The organism is Streptomyces sp. NPDC102490, assembly GCF_044765285.1.
In the GTDB taxonomy this organism is placed as follows: Bacteria; Actinomycetota; Actinomycetes; order Streptomycetales; family Streptomycetaceae; genus Streptomyces.
In genome coordinates this window covers 124,570-141,144 of sequence record NZ_JBIWJU010000015.1, presented here as the reverse complement: position 1 = coordinate 141,144, position 16,575 = coordinate 124,570, and the positions used below count along the sequence as shown (strand labels likewise).

The 16,575-nt window shown below is 71.3% G+C and carries 19 protein-coding genes; 12 read left to right on the top strand and 7 right to left on the bottom strand.

Features of this window, described 5'->3' with window-relative positions:
- Positions 1-4: 4 nt before the first annotated feature.
- Positions 5-628: a histidine phosphatase family protein gene (locus tag ACIRGB_RS31205; RefSeq protein WP_403872047.1), complete on the top strand. Its 624-nt coding sequence runs from the start codon at positions 5-7 to the stop codon at positions 626-628.
- A 79-nt stretch (positions 629-707) separates the two neighbouring features.
- On the opposite strand, the gene ACIRGB_RS31200 is transcribed toward ACIRGB_RS31205, so the two are convergent.
- Together ACIRGB_RS31200 and ACIRGB_RS31195 are read right to left on the bottom strand one after the other, a co-directional pair.
- Positions 708-2,072: an MFS transporter gene (locus ACIRGB_RS31200; protein WP_403872045.1), complete on the bottom strand. Its 1,365-nt coding sequence runs from the start codon at positions 2,070-2,072 to the stop codon at positions 708-710.
- Positions 2,073-2,234: 162 nt separating this feature from the next.
- A complete protein-coding gene (locus tag ACIRGB_RS31195) occupies positions 2,235-2,900 on the bottom strand; it encodes a TetR family transcriptional regulator (protein WP_403872043.1) in 666 nt (221 codons plus the stop codon).
- Between the two features lie 179 nt (positions 2,901-3,079).
- Between ACIRGB_RS31195 and ACIRGB_RS31190 the strand changes: the two genes are divergently transcribed.
- From ACIRGB_RS31190 to ACIRGB_RS31165, 6 genes are all read left to right on the top strand, one after another.
- On the top strand, positions 3,080-3,958 hold the full coding sequence (locus ACIRGB_RS31190) for a shikimate dehydrogenase (RefSeq protein ID WP_403872041.1): 879 nt from the start codon (positions 3,080-3,082) through the stop codon (positions 3,956-3,958).
- Between the two features lie 14 nt (positions 3,959-3,972).
- Positions 3,973-5,778, top strand: a complete 1,806-nt coding sequence (locus tag ACIRGB_RS31185; protein WP_403872039.1) for a bifunctional sugar phosphate isomerase/epimerase/4-hydroxyphenylpyruvate dioxygenase family protein — start codon at positions 3,973-3,975, stop codon at positions 5,776-5,778.
- 164 nt (positions 5,779-5,942) lie between these two features.
- Positions 5,943-6,440 carry a winged helix-turn-helix transcriptional regulator gene (locus ACIRGB_RS31180; RefSeq protein WP_403872037.1) on the top strand — a complete coding sequence of 166 codons (498 nt, stop codon included), beginning with the start codon at positions 5,943-5,945 and terminating at the stop codon, positions 6,438-6,440.
- A 93-nt stretch (positions 6,441-6,533) separates the two neighbouring features.
- Positions 6,534-7,382, top strand: a complete 849-nt coding sequence (locus ACIRGB_RS31175; RefSeq protein WP_403872035.1) for an alpha/beta fold hydrolase — start codon at positions 6,534-6,536, stop codon at positions 7,380-7,382.
- A gap of 16 nt (positions 7,383-7,398) precedes the next feature.
- On the top strand, positions 7,399-7,797 hold the full coding sequence (locus tag ACIRGB_RS31170) for a nuclear transport factor 2 family protein (protein ID WP_403872033.1): 399 nt from the start codon (positions 7,399-7,401) through the stop codon (positions 7,795-7,797).
- A 108-nt stretch (positions 7,798-7,905) separates the two neighbouring features.
- Positions 7,906-8,466, top strand: coding sequence for a GNAT family N-acetyltransferase (locus tag ACIRGB_RS31165; protein ID WP_403872031.1), 561 nt, complete (start codon positions 7,906-7,908; stop codon positions 8,464-8,466).
- A 22-nt stretch (positions 8,467-8,488) separates the two neighbouring features.
- On the opposite strand, the gene ACIRGB_RS31160 is transcribed toward ACIRGB_RS31165, so the two are convergent.
- Positions 8,489-8,686: a hypothetical protein gene (locus ACIRGB_RS31160; RefSeq protein ID WP_403872029.1), complete on the bottom strand. Its 198-nt coding sequence runs from the start codon at positions 8,684-8,686 to the stop codon at positions 8,489-8,491.
- A 180-nt stretch (positions 8,687-8,866) separates the two neighbouring features.
- On the opposite strand from ACIRGB_RS31160, the gene ACIRGB_RS31155 reads away from it, so the two are divergent.
- Positions 8,867-9,505, top strand: coding sequence for a maleylpyruvate isomerase family mycothiol-dependent enzyme (locus tag ACIRGB_RS31155; RefSeq protein WP_403872028.1), 639 nt, complete (start codon positions 8,867-8,869; stop codon positions 9,503-9,505).
- A 199-nt stretch (positions 9,506-9,704) separates the two neighbouring features.
- On the opposite strand, the gene ACIRGB_RS31150 is transcribed toward ACIRGB_RS31155, so the two are convergent.
- From ACIRGB_RS31150 to ACIRGB_RS31140, 3 genes are all read right to left on the bottom strand, one after another.
- Positions 9,705-10,187, bottom strand: coding sequence for a GNAT family N-acetyltransferase (locus ACIRGB_RS31150; RefSeq protein ID WP_403872026.1), 483 nt, complete (start codon positions 10,185-10,187; stop codon positions 9,705-9,707).
- Positions 10,188-10,215: 28 nt separating this feature from the next.
- Complete coding sequence (locus tag ACIRGB_RS31145) at positions 10,216-11,214, bottom strand: zinc-binding alcohol dehydrogenase family protein (protein ID WP_403872024.1); 999 nt, start codon at positions 11,212-11,214, stop codon at positions 10,216-10,218.
- 126 nt (positions 11,215-11,340) lie between these two features.
- Positions 11,341-11,778 carry an Rrf2 family transcriptional regulator gene (locus ACIRGB_RS31140; protein ID WP_403872023.1) on the bottom strand — a complete coding sequence of 146 codons (438 nt, stop codon included), beginning with the start codon at positions 11,776-11,778 and terminating at the stop codon, positions 11,341-11,343.
- A gap of 433 nt (positions 11,779-12,211) precedes the next feature.
- On the opposite strand from ACIRGB_RS31140, the gene dhaK reads away from it, so the two are divergent.
- From dhaK to ACIRGB_RS31125, 3 genes are read left to right on the top strand one after another with little or no spacing between them, the layout of a single operon-like run.
- Positions 12,212-13,204: a dihydroxyacetone kinase subunit DhaK gene (gene dhaK, locus ACIRGB_RS31135; protein ID WP_403872021.1), complete on the top strand. Its 993-nt coding sequence runs from the start codon at positions 12,212-12,214 to the stop codon at positions 13,202-13,204.
- 49 nt (positions 13,205-13,253) lie between these two features.
- Complete coding sequence (gene dhaL, locus ACIRGB_RS31130; RefSeq protein ID WP_403872019.1) at positions 13,254-13,853, top strand: dihydroxyacetone kinase subunit DhaL; 600 nt, start codon at positions 13,254-13,256, stop codon at positions 13,851-13,853.
- Positions 13,846-14,256 carry a PTS-dependent dihydroxyacetone kinase phosphotransferase subunit DhaM gene (locus ACIRGB_RS31125; RefSeq protein ID WP_030182406.1) on the top strand — a complete coding sequence of 137 codons (411 nt, stop codon included), beginning with the start codon at positions 13,846-13,848 and terminating at the stop codon, positions 14,254-14,256. The genes dhaL and ACIRGB_RS31125 overlap by 8 nt, the downstream gene beginning before the upstream one ends.
- 35 nt (positions 14,257-14,291) lie before the next feature.
- Here the strand turns inward: ACIRGB_RS31125 and ACIRGB_RS31120 are convergent, their stop codons facing one another.
- Positions 14,292-15,146: a glycoside hydrolase family 75 protein gene (locus tag ACIRGB_RS31120; RefSeq protein ID WP_403872017.1), complete on the bottom strand. Its 855-nt coding sequence runs from the start codon at positions 15,144-15,146 to the stop codon at positions 14,292-14,294.
- A gap of 399 nt (positions 15,147-15,545) precedes the next feature.
- On the opposite strand from ACIRGB_RS31120, the gene ACIRGB_RS31115 reads away from it, so the two are divergent.
- Positions 15,546-16,541 (top strand): fibronectin type III domain-containing protein, encoded by a 996-nt coding sequence (locus tag ACIRGB_RS31115; protein WP_403872015.1) that lies wholly within the window; start codon positions 15,546-15,548, stop codon positions 16,539-16,541.
- Positions 16,542-16,575: the final 34 nt, after the last annotated feature.

Here is a 16,575-nt window from a genome sequence, read left to right as displayed (position 1 = left end):
CGAGATGACCGGCACGGCCACCCGTTACCTCTATCTCGCGCGGCACGGCGAGGCTTCTGCGGACGAGAGCAGGCTGACGGACGCCGGCCGGCGACAGGCCACGCTGCTCGGCCGGCGCCTGCGCGACGTTCCGCTGACCGCCGTCCACCACGGCCCCCTGCCGCGGGCGGAAGAGACCGCGCGCCTGATCACGGACGAACTGGAGGGTCTCACTCCGCGCGTCGCGGAGAGCGCCGGTGACTACGTGCCCCACATTCCGGAACGCGACGAACTCCCGGCCGGGTCGGCGGACTTCTACCTCGACTTCCTCGCCGGTGCCACGGACGAGGAACGCAGGCGCGGACCCGGGCTCGCCCGTCAGGCGCTGCGCCGTTTCACGGGGGCGGTGACGGACGGCACGCGGGACCGGCACGAACTGGTCGTCACCCACAACTTCCTCATCGCCTGGCTCGTCCGCGACGCCCTGCACGCGCCGAAGTGGCGGTGGCTCGGCCTCGACCACGGCAACGCGGCGCTCACCGTCATCCGCTACGCGCCCGGCCGGGCGGCGTCCGTCCTCGTCACCAACGACATGCGCCACCTGCCCGCCGAGCTGTGCTGGACGGGCTTTCCCTCCATGGCGGCCTGACCGGCCTCGACGCGGATGACACCTTGTCGCTGCCGGTCAGGGCATGGCGGTGCTTCGGGAAGGAGCCCGGCCCGGGGTGTCAGGCCCGCACCGTCTCCGGCTCCGGCCGTGCCCCCTTCCGGCGGACACCCTCGCCGAGTTCCTCCGTCGGGACCGTGTGGGTCTCGCGGGCCGTGAGCGCGGCGATCACCGGCGGGACGCACAGCGCCGCCGTGAAGAGCGCCACCGCGAACCAGTCGTCGCCGTCCGGGCCGGCGATCCGCGCGGCGAAGGTGACCGCGAACCCGGCCACCGCGAAGCCGATCTGCGTACCGATGGCCACGCCCGACAACCGCACCCGGGTGGAGAACATCTCGCCGTAGAAGGCGGGCCACACGCCGTTCGCCGCGCTGTAGACGACACCGAAGGCGACGATGCCCAGCAGGAACGTCAGCGCGTAGGAGCCGGTCGAGATCGCCCACAGGTACAGGAACATCGTCACCGCGCTGCCGACCGCGCCGATCAGGAACACCGGGCGCCGGCCGATCCGGTCGGACAGCATCGCCCACAGCGGGATGGCGGCAAGCGCGGCGACGTTGGCGAGGGCGCCCACCCACAGCATCGCGGTGCGGGACATGCCGACCGAGTCACTCGTGGCGAAGGCCAGCGCCCACACCGTGAAGATCGTGCTGACCGAGGCGATCAGCGCGGCGGCCACCACCCGCAGGACGTCCGCCCAGTGGTCGCGCGCCAGCACGGCCAGCGGCATCTTCACGACGCCTTCCGTGGCCACCTGCTGGGCGAAGGCCGGAGTCTCGTCGAGCCTGCGGCGGATGACGTAGCCCACCGCGGCGACCACGACACTCAGCCAGAACGGCACGCGCCAGCCCCAGGCCAGCAACTGGTCCTCGGGGAGCGCCGCGACGGGGAGGAAGACCAGGGTGGCGAGCAACTGGCCGCCCTGGGTGCCACTGAGGGTGAAGCTGGTGAAGAAGCCGCGTCGGTGCGGCGGCGCGTGCTCCAGGGTCATGGAGTTGGCGCTGGCCTGCTCCCCCGCCGCCGATATGCCCTGGAGCACACGGCAGAGCACCAGCAGGACCGGGGCGAGGACGCCGACCTGGTCGCGCGTGGGCAGGCACCCGATGAGGAACGTGGACACGCCCATGAGGATCAGGGTGAAGACCATGATCTTCTTGCGGCCCATGCGGTCGCCGATGTGCCCGAGGAAGAACGCGCCGACCGGACGCGCGGCGTACGCGACGCCGAACGTCGCCAGCGACAGCAGCGTCGCGGTGGCCGGGTCGGACTCGTCGAAGAAGACCTCCGGGAAGATCAGCGCGGCCGCGCTGCCGTAGATGAAGAAGTCGTAGTACTCCAGCGCGCTGCCGATCCAGGCGGCTGTGGCGGCCTTCCTGGGCTGGCCGGGCGGGGCGGCGCCCTGGGAGGCGGGGGCGGGGACGGACACGGCGTACTCCTTCGGGGGACTCCGCCCGGGGACGGAGTGAGCGGGGGGAGGGGTGCCGGACGAGTAATTAACCCACTGGGTAGTTAGTCGCGGTTGGGAAGGGATGTTGCGCCGACGTGTCCCGCCTGTCAAGGGGTCGTGTCCTGGGCGAGCGCCCCGCCCTCAGTCCGTCGCGCGCTCCGCGGTCAGGTAGGCGATCACCATGTCCCCCAGCATCGTCCGATAGTGCTCGCGCTGGTCCGGGGCGACCAGGTCGCGGCCGAACAGGGCACCGAAGGTGTGCCGGTTGGAGACCCGGAAGAAGCAGAAGGAGCTGATCATCGCGTGCAGGTCAACGGCGTCGACGTCGGCCGTGAACAGGCCGGAGCGCCGCCCTTCGTCGAGGATGCGGCGGATCACGTCGAGCGCCGGGGAGCCGATGCTGGCCAGCATCTCCGAGGACGCGATGTGCGCGGCGTCGTGGATGTTCTCGATGCTGACCAGGCGGATGAAGTCGGGGTGCCGTTCGTGGTGGTCGAAGGTCAGCTCGGCGAGGCGCCGGATGGCGGCCACCGGGTCCAGGTGGTCGACGTCGAGCTGCTGCTCGGCCTCCCGGATCACGCCGTACGCCCGTTCCAGTACGGCGGTGAACAGCTGCTCCTTGCCTTCGAAGTAGTAGTAGATCATCCGCTTCGTGGTGCGGGTGCGGGCGGCGATCTCGTCCACGCGGGCCCCGTCGTAGCCGGCCCGGGCGAACTCCCGCGTCGCCACGTCGAGGATCTCGGCCCGGGTGCGGGCGGCGTCGCGGGTGCGGGTGCCGGATCGTGCCGGTTCGTCGACGCTGGTCATCGGGTTCCTTCGGCTGGGCCTTGACGGGGTGCGGGCAGGGCGTGTCGGTGAGGGGCGTGTCGGTGATTGTAGAAGCCGTGCGCTTCCCTCCCGCCGCAACCTCCTGCTATGACTAACGTACTGGTTCGTACATTGTTCGCTCGGGTTCGAGCCCGAGCCGCTCAGGAGGTCGTCCCCAGGTGGCCAACGACTCGTATCTCGTCGGACTGATCGGTTCCGGCATCGGACCCTCGCTCTCCCCGGCCCTGCACGAGCGGGAGGCCGGTCGTCAGGGCCTGCGCTACCTGTACCGGTTGATCGACATCGACGCCCTCGGCGTGCCGCCCGAGGCGGTGGGCGACCTCGTGCGGGCCGCGCGGGACCTGGCATTCGACGGGCTGAACATCACCCATCCGTGCAAGCAGCTCGTCATCCGGCACCTGGACTCCCTCACTCCGCAGGCCGAGGCACTGGGCGCGGTCAACACCGTCGTCTTCGACGACGCCGGCCGCGCGATCGGCCACAACACGGACGTCACCGGCTTCGCCGCGTCGTTCGCCCGCGGACTGCCGGACGCGCCGCTGGAGCGGATCGTGCAGCTCGGCGCGGGCGGAGCGGGCGCGGCCGTCGCCCACGCCACCCTCACGCTGGGCGCCGGGCGGATCACGGTCGTCGACGCCCTGCCCGAGCGCGCCGTCGACCTCGCCACCTCGCTGAACCGGCACTTCGGGGACGGCCGTGCCGTCCCCGCCACCCCCGACCGACTGCCCGACCTGCTGTCAACGGCCGACGGCATGGTGCACGCCACCCCCACCGGCATGGCCGCCCACCCGGGGCTGCCGCTGCCCGTCGACCTGCTCCACCCGGGACTGTGGCTCGCCGAGGTCGTCTACCGCCCGCTGGAGACCGAGCTGCTGCGCACCGCACGCGCGCTGGGCTGCGCCACGCTGGACGGCGGTGGCATGGCCGTCTTCCAGGCCGCGGACGCGTTCCGGCTGATCACCGGGCGGGAACCCGACACGGCGCGGATGCTCGCCGACATCACCGACCTCGCCGGTGCCGTCACCGCTCCGAAGTAGAAAGAGGAACCGACGTGCGCACGTCCATCGCCACCGTCTGCCTGAGCGGCTCCCTCACCGAGAAGCTCACGGCCGCGTCCCGGGCCGGTTTCGACGGCGTGGAGATCTTCGAGAACGACCTTCTGGCCAGCCCGCTGGCCCCTGAGGAGATCCGGGCCCGTTGCGCCGACCTCGGACTGACCATCGACCTCTACCAGCCCATGCGGGACGTGGAGGCGCTGCCCGAGGAGGAGTTCGGCCACGCCCTGCGCCGCGCGCGGCACAAGTTCGAGGTGATGCGCAGGCTCGGCGCGGACACCGTCCTGGTCTGCTCCAGCGTCTCCCCGCACGCCCTGGACGACGACGCCCTCGCCGCCGAGCAGCTCGGCCGCCTCGCCGGCCTGGCCCAGGACCACGGCATCCGCGTCGCCTACGAGGCGCTCGCCTGGGGCCGGCACATCAGCACCTATGATCACGCCTGGCGCGTCGTGCAGGCCGCGGACCATCCCGCGCTCGGCACCTGCCTGGACAGCTTCCACATCCTCTCGCGCGGCAGTGACCCCCAGGGCATCGAGGACATCCCCGGCGAGAAGATCTTCTTCCTTCAGCTGGCCGACGCCCCGCTGCTCGCGATGGACGTCCTCCAGTGGAGCCGTCACTACCGCTGCTTCCCCGGCCAGGGCGGCTTCGACGTCGCCGGACTGCTGCGGCACGTACTGCGCGCCGGTTACGACGGCCCGCTCTCCCTGGAGGTCTTCAACGACGTCTTCCGGCAGTCCGAGGCCGGTCCCACCGCCGTCGACGCCCGGCGCTCCCTGCTGGTCCTTCAGGAACAGGTCGGCCTCGCCGCACCGCCCGCACCCACCCCGCCCTCCGGTGTCGCCTTCGCCGAGCTGGTCACGCCCGACGCCGCCCCCGTCTCGGCGGTGCTGGGCGCGCTCGGCTTCGCCCGGACGGCACGGCACCGGGGCAAGCCGGTCGACCTGTGGCAGCGGGGCGACGCCCGCGTACTGGTCAACACCGGTCCCGCCGAACGCCGCGACGGCACCCGGCTGGCCACCATCGGCCTCGAGTTCCCCGACCCCGCCGGCGCGGCCCGCCGCGCCGAGACCCTGCTCGCCCCGGTGCTGCCACGCCGCCGCGCGCACGGGGACGCCCCGCTGGAGGCGGTCGCGGCACCCGACGGCACGGAGCTGTTCTTCTGCGCCACCGAGCGCCCCGGACTGCCCGACTGGCGCGCGGACTTCGAGAACGTCGGGGGCGCCGGTCCCGACGCCGGGGGCGACGGTGGCTGGCGCATCGACCACCTGTCCCTGACCCAGCCCTGGCACCAGTTCGACGAGGCGGCTCTCTTCCACCGAGCCGTCCTCGGGCTGCGCTCCCAGGGGAGCGTGGACGTCGCCGACCCCTACGGGCTGCTGCGCAGTCGCGCCGTCTCCACCGACGACGGCACCGTCCGGATCGTCCTGACCGTCGGCGCGGCCCCCGTCGACGACACGGCGCAGGCCCAGCACATCGCGCTGGCCACCGACGACGTGGTCGCCGCCGCACGCGACCACCGTGCGGCCGGTGGCGAGCTGCTGCCGATCCCGGCCAACTACTACGACGACCTCGCGGCACGCTACGAGTTCGCGGACGGCGAGCTGGAGACGTACCGGGAGCTGGGCATCCTCTACGACCGCGACGAGCACGGCACCTTCCGGCACTGCTACACGCTCACCATCGGCCGGGTCTTCTTCGAACTCGTCCAGCGCGACGGCGGCTACCGCGGCTACGGCGCGGCCAACGCCCCGGTGCGGCTGGCCGCACAGCACACGGTGCGCGGGTTCACCGGCGGCTGACGCGGTGATGCCGTACGGTCCCCCACCCCGGTCGCGAGCCACGTAGTCGATCCGCGCGTACCGGACACCGTCGGAGGTAGTGCCCGACCGGGCGTCACGGGTAGTAGCATCGCGGGACTACTTTCAGCTTGAAACCGTATGAGGACCACCGAAGAGGAGAAGTCGTGCCCGACCGCGGGAGCCACGTCACCTTCCAGCACGGGCAGGAGTACCTGGCCGCGATCTCCGAGCGCTGGAACTACCAGATCCTGCGGGAGGTGTTCTTCGGCGTGGGCCGCTTCGGCGAGCTCAAGCGGGCCCTGGGTATCTCGGCGAACATCCTCACCGCGCGGCTCAACAGCCTGACGGAACTGGGACTGCTGACCAAGCGCGCCTACCGACCCGACAAGCCCTGGTACGAGTACGAACTCACCGACAGCGCCCGCGAACTCGTCGTCCCGGCCATCGCGGCCGTCACGCGCTGGGCCGAGACCCACGCGACCGGCACCGACGTCACGCACCGCCCGCTCATGCACACGACGTGCGGCAATCCGACCAACCCGTACCTCGCGTGCAGCAGTTGCCACCAGCCGGTCGAGGCCTCGACTCTGCGGCCGACGACCGCCGAGGAGGGTGGTGCCGGTCGGCGGGAGGGATCGGCTCCCGCGGCGCCGGGTGACTGATCTCCTCACCCCGGGCCAAGGTGGTAGCGTTCTGAAACTAGTAGCGATACGCTACTAGTAAGTGAACGCCTTTTGGTCACGAGAGGACCGATCATGACCGTGAACTGGCTCGAAGGAGTTACCGAGAAGCTGATCCCCACCTCACTGGGCCTGATCAACGTGCGCGTCGGCGGCCGTTCCGACGGCCCCGCCATGGTGTGCTGGCCGAGCCTGATGATGGACGGCACCATGTGGCAGTACCAGTACGAGCACTACGCTCCGACCCACCGCGTGGTGCTCATCGACAGTCCCGGACACGGCAGGTCCGACGCGCTGCGCAAGATCATCGACCTCAAGGACTGCTCCGACGCGCTCGTCGACATCCTCGACGCGCTCGACATCGACACGTGTGTTCTGGTGGGCAACAGTTGGGGCGGCATGCTCGCCGGCGTCTTCCCGGCCTACTACCCGGAGCGGACCGCCGCGGCGATCGGCATCAACTGCACCGCCTCCCTGCCCACGACGGTCGAAAGCATCTGGGCCACCGCGCTGTCCACGTTCCTCTCGCTTCACTCGAAGATGCCGCCGCTGGCCGCCAAGGCCGCCCGCGCCGCCTTCGCCGGTCCTACCGCCGAGGCCACCAACCCGGAGTTCACGGAGTTCACCACGTTCGTGCTGCGGGACGACCCGAAGTCGGTCGCGTGGGCGCTGCGCAGCATCCTCATAGGCCGCAAGGACGAGCACCGCCGCCTGAGCACCATCAGGAACGTGCCCGTCCTGATCATCGCCGGTGAGGAGGACAGCCAGTTCCCGGTGCACGTGGTGCGGAAGATGGCGGACGCCATCGAGGGCAGTACCTTCCGTGTACTCCAGCACACCGCGCACCTCGCCGCCCGCGAGAACCCCGATGGCGTCAACGCCGAGATCGACGCCTTCCTCGCCACCGTGCCCGCGACCGTCTGATCAGGAGACCGACACCATGGCAGACACCGCACACGCCACGGCCGTACCCGACTGGGTGCTGAAGTTCATGGACGCCATCGACACCCTGGAGTTCGGCGAGGGCTTCGCGCCGCTGACCGAGGACACCGACATGTTCTTCGGCACCGAGCACATCCGCGGCGTCGAGGCCATCAAGGCGTTCTTCGTCAAGATCGACGAGCCGCTGAACATCACCCACGAGGTCCTGGAGTTCTGGACGGCGGGCGACGGCGTCCGCCTGCTGCGCGGCGAGGCCACCATGGCCAAGAAGAGCGCGCCGAACCAGGTGGTGCGCGCCCCGTTCATGCACATCTTCTACCTCGACCAGGAAGAGCCGGCCCGCGTCCGGGCCCTCCGCGTCACCGCGGGCCCGCTTCAGACCGACGCGGTGATGTGACCCGCGTCCGGGACCCACAGCGACTACGCGGGCCCCGGAACCGAGAACCGGCAAGAGTCCACAGCCCGACTCAGCACGGCGGGTGCACGGGCTCGTTAGGGTGACGGGATGAGCGACGATCCCGTGATACTGCGTCCGGTGGCCGAGGATGACTTGTCGGTGCTCGAGCGGTTCCTGACAGATCCGGAGGCCACCGGACCGTTCCAATGGCTGGGCTGGTCGGATCCGGGGCGCTGGCGACGTCGCTGGGCGCAGGATGGTCTGCTGAGCGATGACGGCGGCCAGTTGATGGTGACGACGGGCGCCGACCGGCTCGGTTTCGTGGCCTGGCGGAAGGTCGTGACCTCGCGGAACTCGTACTGCTGGAATATCGGGGCCCAGTTGCTGCCGGACGGCCGGGGACGTGGTGTCGGCACGCAGGCGCAGCGGTTGCTGGTGCGCTATCTGTTCGCGCACACTCCTGTGGTCAGACTCGAGGCGGACACCGAGACGGAGAACATCGCCGAGCAGCGCGCACTGGAGAAGTCCGGCTTCACCCGTGAGGGCGTCCTGCGCAGCGCCGTGTTCCGGGACGGACAGTGGCGGGACGTCGTGCGCTATAGCGTGCTCCGCGACGAAATCGCCTTGGACGAGTCTCCGGAAGTAGCGCGCCGCTCGGGTGACAACTAGCGGCGGCCCGCTTTGGACTGCCCTACAGACGCGCGTTGCGCTCCGCATTTCGCCGGTAGGCGTCATGTGCCGCCTGGGTGGCGAACCCCGTGACGAAAGCGGCGGGGCTGCCGTAAAGCAGAAGTGGACCCACGTCGGAAACCCAGTCCCCGATGGCGAGCACAGCGACAACGTCGAGGTAGTAGAACAGGAACAGTGCCCCTTGGCCGAGCTTCGTCATCGCCCATCCCCCTTGTGGTCGCCGCTCTTTCGCCCAGGCATGCCCGGTCCGTTACGGTCCGACACCGCGCAGAGCGGCCCGCGCCTGCGCAGGTGGAGGACTGCTCTTCGCGATGAGTTCTGCGGCGATCGTGAGTCTGTATCTCTACGGGGCCAACAAGCTGATCACGGAAGAGAGACGATGGGCATGGGAAATCCGGAGCGGGCCAGAGATGTCTGGCCGATCGTGCACGCGGAGCGTGCGGCGCTGATCCACGACCTCGAGAGTCTCGACGACAAGCAGTGGGAGCAGCCGTCGCTCTGTGAGGAGTGGACGGTCCATGACGTCGTTGCCCACCTGGTCGACTCAGCTCGCACGACGCGCGTCGGCTTCGTGGTCGGCCTCGCCCGGGCACGGTTCGACTTCCACCGCCAGAACGCTCACGGTGTGGCGCGCGAGCACGGTGCCTCGCCGCTGGAGACGTTGGCGCGGCTTCGCCGGGTGGCCGCGCGGACGTCGACCCCTCCGGCGCCTCTCGACAGCCGGATCGTCGAGGCGGTCGTCCACGGGGAGGACATCCGCCGCCCGTTGGGACTCACCCGCTTCTACCCCCGGGATGCCGTCGTCAGGGCGCTTCGCTTGCAGGCTCACACCCCGGCGTCGTTCGGCGGCGCCAAGGAACTCGTGGCCCCTCTCCGCCTCACGGCGACCGACGCCGATGTGTCGATCGGCGATGGTCTGGAAGTGACCGGACCTGCGCTTTCATTGCTTCTCGCCATTATGGGACGGCGCGTGGCGCTCAACGACCTGGACGGCCAGGGAGTCGGTGCGCTGAAGTAGCCAACCTGACGAGCGTGGCCTTGGGCTTGCCGCGGCGCATACCGCCCTCTGAGAGCCTTCGCGGATGTCGGCACCGAGTTTTGGAGTGCCTCCTCTTCGCCGTCGCCGAACCCCGTGACTGCTTCCTCAAAGCGTTCCACTTCGTGGAGCGCTGACTCATGCACTCGCCCGTCGCCGCACGACGACTGAGTCAGTCTTCTCATCCGCCGGGCGGAGCCGTGATCAGGTCCATGCTCGGGTATCTGCCCGTGACGAAGCCCGCGGCCTCATAGACCGGGAGGCCGGCCGTACTGGCGTGCAGTTGGACGTAGTGGATGCCCGCCGTGTGGAGGCGGCCGACCAGTGCGTCCACGATGCGGCGGGCGTGGCCGCGGCCGCGGGCGGGGACGTCGGTCACGATCCCGTCGAGGTAGCCGCGGCGTCCGTCGGGCCAGCGCGAGCTCGGCAGGTGGTAGGTGATCCAGGCCATGCCGCAGGCGAGGAGAGGCGCACCGGGTTCGCCCCCGACGACCAGGCAGACGCAGTCGTCGCGGTGGTTGATGCGTTCCTCGAACCAGCCGTGGGCGATGCGTCGCCACGGTGCGTCGGCCGGTCCGGGATCCATGCCCAGGCTTTCCAGGGCGACGGCGCGCAGCCGGATCAGTTCCGGTATGTCGGCCGTGACGGCCTCGCGAGGTTGCATGTTCCTGGCTCCTTCCGTCGGGCCTGTGTCAACGGTCCATGCTGAGCAGGACACGGCCGAAGGGCCGGTCCTCGATCAGGTGACGCTGCGCCTCGGCCGCCTGTGCCAGCGGCAGCACCCGAGCGACGACGGGGTTGATGCGGCCCGCGTCCAGCCACTCCAGCAGGGTCATCCGGGCGGCCCGGGCAACGTCGGGCGGGGTCGTCGTGAAGGTGTAGCCACGGGCTGTGGCGTTCTTCCATATCAAGTCGGTGATGTTCACCGTTCCTTCGATGCCGCCCGCGTATCCGACGCCGACGTAGACGCCTCCGTGGGCGAGGGAGGCCATGCAGTCACCGAGCAGCGGACCGGCGACGCCGTCGACCACGATGTCCACGCCCCTGCCGTCGGTGATGCGTGCGACACCGTCGGTCAGCGATTCGCGGGACAGGTCGATCACGTGCTGGTGACCGGCAGCGCGAGCCTGTTCCGCCTTGTCGGTGCGGCTCGCGGTGGTCAGGACCAGGGATGCGCCGAGTTCGCGGGCCACCTCCACGGCACCCATGCCGACTGAGCCGCCGATGCCCGGTGCCAGGACGGTGCAGCCGGGGCTCACCTCTGCCACCCGGGTCAGTACCAGGTAGGCGGTGCTGTATCCGGCGCCGGCGAACAGAGCACACGCGGCTTCGTCGCTCACGCCGTCGGGGAGGGGCATCAACTGGTCGGCGTCCGCGGCCAGCTGTTCGCGCCAGGTGCCGTCGGTGCGCCAGCCGAGCCCACCGCCGCCGACCACCACCCGCGTGCCGTCTCCCAGGCCGGTCACCCCTGGTTCGGTGACCCGGCCCACTCCGCCGCCTCCGGGGATGTGGGGTGGGGGCCGGTGCAGGGAGGCATCCATCCGGCCTGCCCTGATGGTGTTGTCGGCCGGGCTCACCTCGGCGTAGGCGAGCCTGACCGACGCCCTGCCGCCGGTGGCCGGTTCGGCGGGGCGCTCCACGAGTTGCAGCTCCTCGTAGCCGCCGTGGCGCCGGTACTCGATCGCCAGCATGGCGTTACACCTCCGTGTGTGGGATGCCAGGACCTCGGGGGGCCGGATGGTCCACGTCGATGAAACAGGTTCTGTTACAACTGCGAGTAAGGGTGAGTCCGGCTGCCACCGGGTCGGCGGTTCAGTTCAGTCGGAGCGGGTGGCCAGGGTGTCCCGCAGGACGTCCGCGATCGTGACGCCCGCGAACTCCCGCCGGACGGCTTCCTCCGCGTCGGCATAGACGCCGCGCAGCGTCGGCCGAATGCCACGGCCGATGGGGCACGCCTGGTTCGGTGTACCGCGATGCAGCGCGAACAGAGGTTCGTCGTGCACCGCGCTGAAGACGTCGAGCAGTGCGATGGAGTCCGCGGCGCGAGCCAGTGTCCAGCCGGCCCCCGCCCCGTGCCGGACCGTCACCAGCCCCGCCTCGCGCAGATCCGCGAGACTGCGCCGGATCACGACCGGGTTCGTGGCCACGCTCGTGGCGATCTGGTCCGAGGTGACCACGTCGCGTCCGCGGTCGTGCACCAGGGCCATCCAGGTCAGCACATGGACAGCGACCGTCATCCTGCTGTTGGCACTCACGCCCTCCACCCCCTCGCTGTAACAATAACAGTTGCAGCGAGGGGGTTCGGTGGGCTCGGACCTGATGCGCTGCCTGGAGGGACAGGACCGACACGGTCCCGCCTGTGCCTGGCCGGGCCCGAGTTGACCCTCCCCCACGTCAGGTGTGCGGCTGTGTGCCGACGAAAGGACTTGGGCGCGCCCATGTCGTTCGCGCGCGTGACCTTCGCTGCCGCAAGGCCGATACTGCCGACAGCAGGGATCCCGACCAACCGCACCCGACCGTCCGACCGACCTGACGCCTCGTCACCAAAACCGGCATCGAGTCGGCATCAGTACCGCCCGAAGCCGCACACGACCGCCACGGACTACCAAGATCACGAACCGCTCGACCCCACCCTGACCAGCAAGAACACAAGCCACAGCCCATCAGCTAATCTGCCTAGGAGAACCCTTGAGGATGCTCATCAACGTACCCGAGACCGTCGTCGCGGACGCGTTGCGCGGTATGGCGGCTGCCCATCCCGAGTTGACCGTGGATGTCGAGAACCGGGTGATCGTGCGGCGGGACGCCCCGGTGTCCGGGCAGGTCGCCCTGGTGTCGGGAGGCGGTTCCGGGCACGAGCCGCTGCACGGCGGGTTCGTGGGCCCCGGGATGCTGTCGGCCGCCTGTCCGGGTGAGGTGTTCACCTCGCCGGTGCCGGACCAGATGGTGCGGGCCGCGGCGGCCGTGGACAGCGGGGCCGGGGTGCTCTTCATCGTCAAGAACTACACCGGCGACGTCCTCAACTTCGACATGGCCGCCGAACTGGCCGAGGACGAAGGTATCCGGGTCGCGAAGGTGCTGGTCAACGACGACGTGGCGGTGACGGACAGCCTCTACACCGCCGGCCGGCGCGGCACCGGCGGGACGCTGTTCGTCGAGAAGATCGCCGGGGCGGCGGCGCGGGAGGGCCGCCCGCTGGAGCAGGTGGAGGCGATCGCCCGCCGGGTCAACGACAGCTCCCGCAGTTTCGGGGTGGCGCTCAGCGCCGTCACCACGCCGGCCAAGGGCAGCCCCACCTTCGACCTCCCCGCCGGTGAGCTGGAACTGGGCATCGGCATCCACGGGGAGCCGGGCCGGGAGCGGCGCCCGATGATGACCTCGGGCGAGATCGCCGAGGCGGCCGTGGACGCGGTGCTGACCGACCTCGGCCCGCGCAACCCCGTCCTGGTCCTGGTCAACGGCATGGGCGCGACGCCGCTGCTGGAGCTGTACGGCTTCAACGCCGAGGTGCAGCGGGTGCTCAGCGAGCGGGGTGTGGCCGTCGCCCGCACCCTCGTCGGCAACTACGTCACCTCCCTCGACATGGCCGGCGCCTCGGTCACCCTGTGCGAGATCGACGAGGAACTGCTCGGACTGTGGGACGCCCCGGTCAGCACCCCGGGTCTGCGATGGGGCATGTGACGGCGAGCCGGGGAAGAATCGCGACGTACCTACCAGGCAAGGAGAACCTGTGCTCGACGCCGACTTCTTCCGCCGCTGGATGACGGCGGCCACCGCGCTGGTCGACCGCGACGCGGAGCGGCTCACCGCCCTCGACTCACCCATCGGCGACGCCGACCACGGCAGCAATCTCCAGCGCGGGTTCACGGCCGTGGCCGCCACGCTGGAGAAGGACGCGCCCGACACACCCGGCGCCGTCCTGATCCTCGCCGGGCGGCAGCTCATTTCCACGGTCGGCGGCGCCTCGGGGCCCCTGTACGGGACGCTGCTGCGCCGTACCGGCAAGGCGCTCGGGGACTCCCCCGAGGTGAGTGAGGAGCAGTTGGCCGAGGCGTTGCGGGCGGGCGTGGACGCCGTCCGGACGCTCGGCGGTGCCGCCCCGGGGGACAAGACCATGGTGGACGCCCTGGTGCCCGCCGTGGACGCCCTGGGCGACTCCTTCGCGGCGGCCCGTACGGCGGCCGTGGGCGGGGCCGAGGCGACCACGCCGATGCAGGCCCGCAAGGGCAGGGCGAGCTATCTGGGTGAGCGCAGCATCGGACACCAGGACCCGGGTGCGACCTCGGCCGCACTGCTCTTCGAGGCGCTGAAGGAGGCGGCCGGTGAGTGACGAGAAGCTGGTGGGCGTCGTACTGGTGTCCCACAGCGCCGAGGTCGCCGCGTCGGTGGCTGAGCTGGCGAAGGCCCTGTCGGGCGGCGCCGGGGCGGTGGCCGTCGCACCGGCGGGCGGTACCGCGTCCGGGGAGTTCGGGACCAGTTCGGAACTGGTCGCGGCCGCCGCCGCGTCCGTGGACCGGGGCGCGGGGGTCGCCGTCCTCACCGATCTGGGCAGTGCGGTGCTCACCGTGAAGGCGCTGCTCGCCGAGGGTGACGAACTCCCGGAGAACACCCGTCTGGTGGACGCGCCCTTCGTCGAGGGCGCGGTGGCTGCGGTCGTCACGGCCTCGACGGGCGCCGACCTAGCGGCCGTGGAGGCGGCGGCCGCGGAGGCGTACTCCTACCGAAAGGTCTGACCGGGAGGTCCGGGCGCAAGGCCCGCCCGGGCCGCTCAGTCCCCGTCCACGAACCGCCGCGCCAGCCGCTCCCCCGCCTTCTCGGCCGCGGCCGTGTCCTCGATGGGCTCGACCCGGCTGCCCTTGAAGACGATGTACGTGACGTCGGAGGCCACGCCGCCGCCCTCGGGGTCCGACGGGACGCCGAGGGAGCGTGCGGCGGCGTAGGAGGCCTCGCCGATCAGCTCGCTCGGGCCGACGTCGCCGACGACCGCGTACCGTACCCGGTCCCCGTGGACGAGGGCCGCGAGAGATCCGCCGCGGACGTCGTCCTCGCGGTGGTCCCAGGTGTCGCTGGGTCCGGGCACGACGACGTAGGGCAGGCGTTCGGCGTCCAGCGGGCGGCCGTCGGACCCGGTGTACGCGGTGGCGGGGCTGAAGTGCGGGTCGGTGCGGGCGTTGCACCGGTCGCCGGGCCGCCCGTCGCAGTCGACGTCGAGGTCGGCCTTCCAGTACACGGCGTCCCGTGTGCCGCACACCGGGATGTCCGCCGGTGCTCCGGCGTCGCTGCGGTAGCGCCCGGGCGAGACGGGTGCGCAGTCCCGCACCTTGGCCAGCAGGTCGGCGGCGCGGACGGGTTCCCCGCTCCCGTCCCGCCGCGGGCGGGCCCCGGCCCGGGAGTCCGGCCCGACCCGCGAGGGAGGTTCGGTCTGCTCGGCCGGGACGTGCGGTACGGGGCCCATCCGGACCCCGGACCGGTCCGCGCGCAGGCTCCCGGTCCGGTCCGGGACGCCGGGCAGCAGGATCCGAGCATGCGGGTCGGAGAGCGGCGGGGGCGGGGCGTCGGGGAACGTGGTGGGGGCGAGCAGGGCGGCGCTGGCCGCGACCAGTGTCAGCGACTGGACACGCACGATGGGGCCTCTCCTCGGGGACAGGGACGGGCACTCGGCCCCATGTGTCCCCGAAACGCTCACGTGACCACCTTTCGCAGGGCCAGACGGTGCATGCCCGCCGCGCGCTCCGTGTCCCGGGGATGCGCGACCGGGGGCGGGTGGGCCGGGCCTGTTGCGGCCCGGCCCACCCGGCCGCCCGTGCCGGCGCGGGTCGGCGACGACAGCGGTCCACGCGCCGGCGGCCCGAACTTCCCCGGGCTCGCCGGGAGTTCGGCCGTGAGGTGACTCAGCATACGTAACGCTTCCGGGTGCGGTTCACCCACGGCCCTCTTGATGTGATCGCGTCACGCGCGTCATATTGGTCCGGACCTTTACAGTCGTCGCCGTCGAAGCCGGCGCCACCGGGGAGGCAGAACCGTGCGCGAGGTTTCCGTTCCCGCTCTCCCGCGCCGCTGCGCCCTGCTCTGCGGGGCGCTCCTCCTGCTCGCGTCCTGCGGCTGGGGCTCGGCCGAGGACGGTGGCGGTGAGGGCGACGGCGGCGGGCTGCCCGCGGTACCCACGGGCGTCACCGCGAAGGCCGGCAGCGCGACCACCGTGCACGTGATGTGGAACGCGGTCGACGACGTCGAGACCTACGAGGTCTACCGCGGCGGCACGCTGGTGAAGGAGGTGCCGGCGGCCGAGCGGATGGTGGACTTCACGCGGCTGCGCCCCTCCACCGGGTACGTCTTCACCGTACGGGCGCGGGACGCCGACGGACGGCTCGGTCCACGCAGCCGGGAGGTGCGGGCGACCACCCCCGCCGCGGTGGCCGACGCCTCCGCACCGACCCGCCCGGGGGACGTCCGCGGCCGGGCGGCGGGCAGCCGGGCGGTCCAGCTCACCTGGTCGGCCGCGAAGGACGACCGCGGTGTGGTGTCGTACGACGTCTACCAGGGCGGCACGAAGGTCCACAGCGTCGGAGGCAATCAGACGGCGGCCGTGGTCACGGGGCTGCGGGCGGGCACCCGCTACTCGTTCACCGTGCGGGCGCGGGACGCCGCCGACAACGTCTCCCCGGCGGGCGCCGCCGTCCTGCTCACCACCCCGGGCACCGACGACGGACACGCCACCGCGCCCACTCGGCTGCGCGCCGCCTCCCACCAGGCCGACGGGGCCTACTACCTCGACCTCTCCTGGACCCCGCCCCGCACGGAGACCCCGGTGACCGAGTACCAGATCCACCTGGACGGCCGGGCGGCGACCTCGCTGGTCTACGGCGCCGACGCACCGCGCGACCGCGCCGAGTACAGCTTCTACGCCGGCCGCGAGGCCGGGGTCACACACCGGGTCAAGATCCGGCCGAGGCTGGCCGACGGGACGTGGGGCGGGTTCTCTGAGGAACGGCAGGTGACCACGGGAGCGAGCCGGTGACCTGACGCGCGGTCGGCTCCGGTTCGGTCCGGGG

What these genes read in the sequence shown, in the direction of transcription:
- ACIRGB_RS31205 (WP_403872047.1), top strand. Translation starts at nt 5, where the DNA reads ATGACCGGCACGGCCACCCGTTACCTCTATCTCGCGCGGCACGGCGAG.
- ACIRGB_RS31195 (WP_403872043.1), bottom strand. Translation starts at nt 2,900, where the DNA reads ATGACCAGCGTCGACGAACCGGCACGATCCGGCACCCGCACCCGCGAC.
- ACIRGB_RS31175 (WP_403872035.1), top strand. Translation starts at nt 6,534, where the DNA reads ATGACCGTGAACTGGCTCGAAGGAGTTACCGAGAAGCTGATCCCCACC.
- ACIRGB_RS31170 (WP_403872033.1), top strand. Translation starts at nt 7,399, where the DNA reads ATGGCAGACACCGCACACGCCACGGCCGTACCCGACTGGGTGCTGAAG.
- ACIRGB_RS31165 (WP_403872031.1), top strand. Translation starts at nt 7,906, where the DNA reads ATGAGCGACGATCCCGTGATACTGCGTCCGGTGGCCGAGGATGACTTG.
- ACIRGB_RS31160 (WP_403872029.1), bottom strand. Translation starts at nt 8,686, where the DNA reads ATGACGAAGCTCGGCCAAGGGGCACTGTTCCTGTTCTACTACCTCGAC.
- ACIRGB_RS31155 (WP_403872028.1), top strand. Translation starts at nt 8,867, where the DNA reads ATGGGCATGGGAAATCCGGAGCGGGCCAGAGATGTCTGGCCGATCGTG.
- ACIRGB_RS31150 (WP_403872026.1), bottom strand. Translation starts at nt 10,187, where the DNA reads ATGCAACCTCGCGAGGCCGTCACGGCCGACATACCGGAACTGATCCGG.
- ACIRGB_RS31145 (WP_403872024.1), bottom strand. Translation starts at nt 11,214, where the DNA reads ATGCTGGCGATCGAGTACCGGCGCCACGGCGGCTACGAGGAGCTGCAA.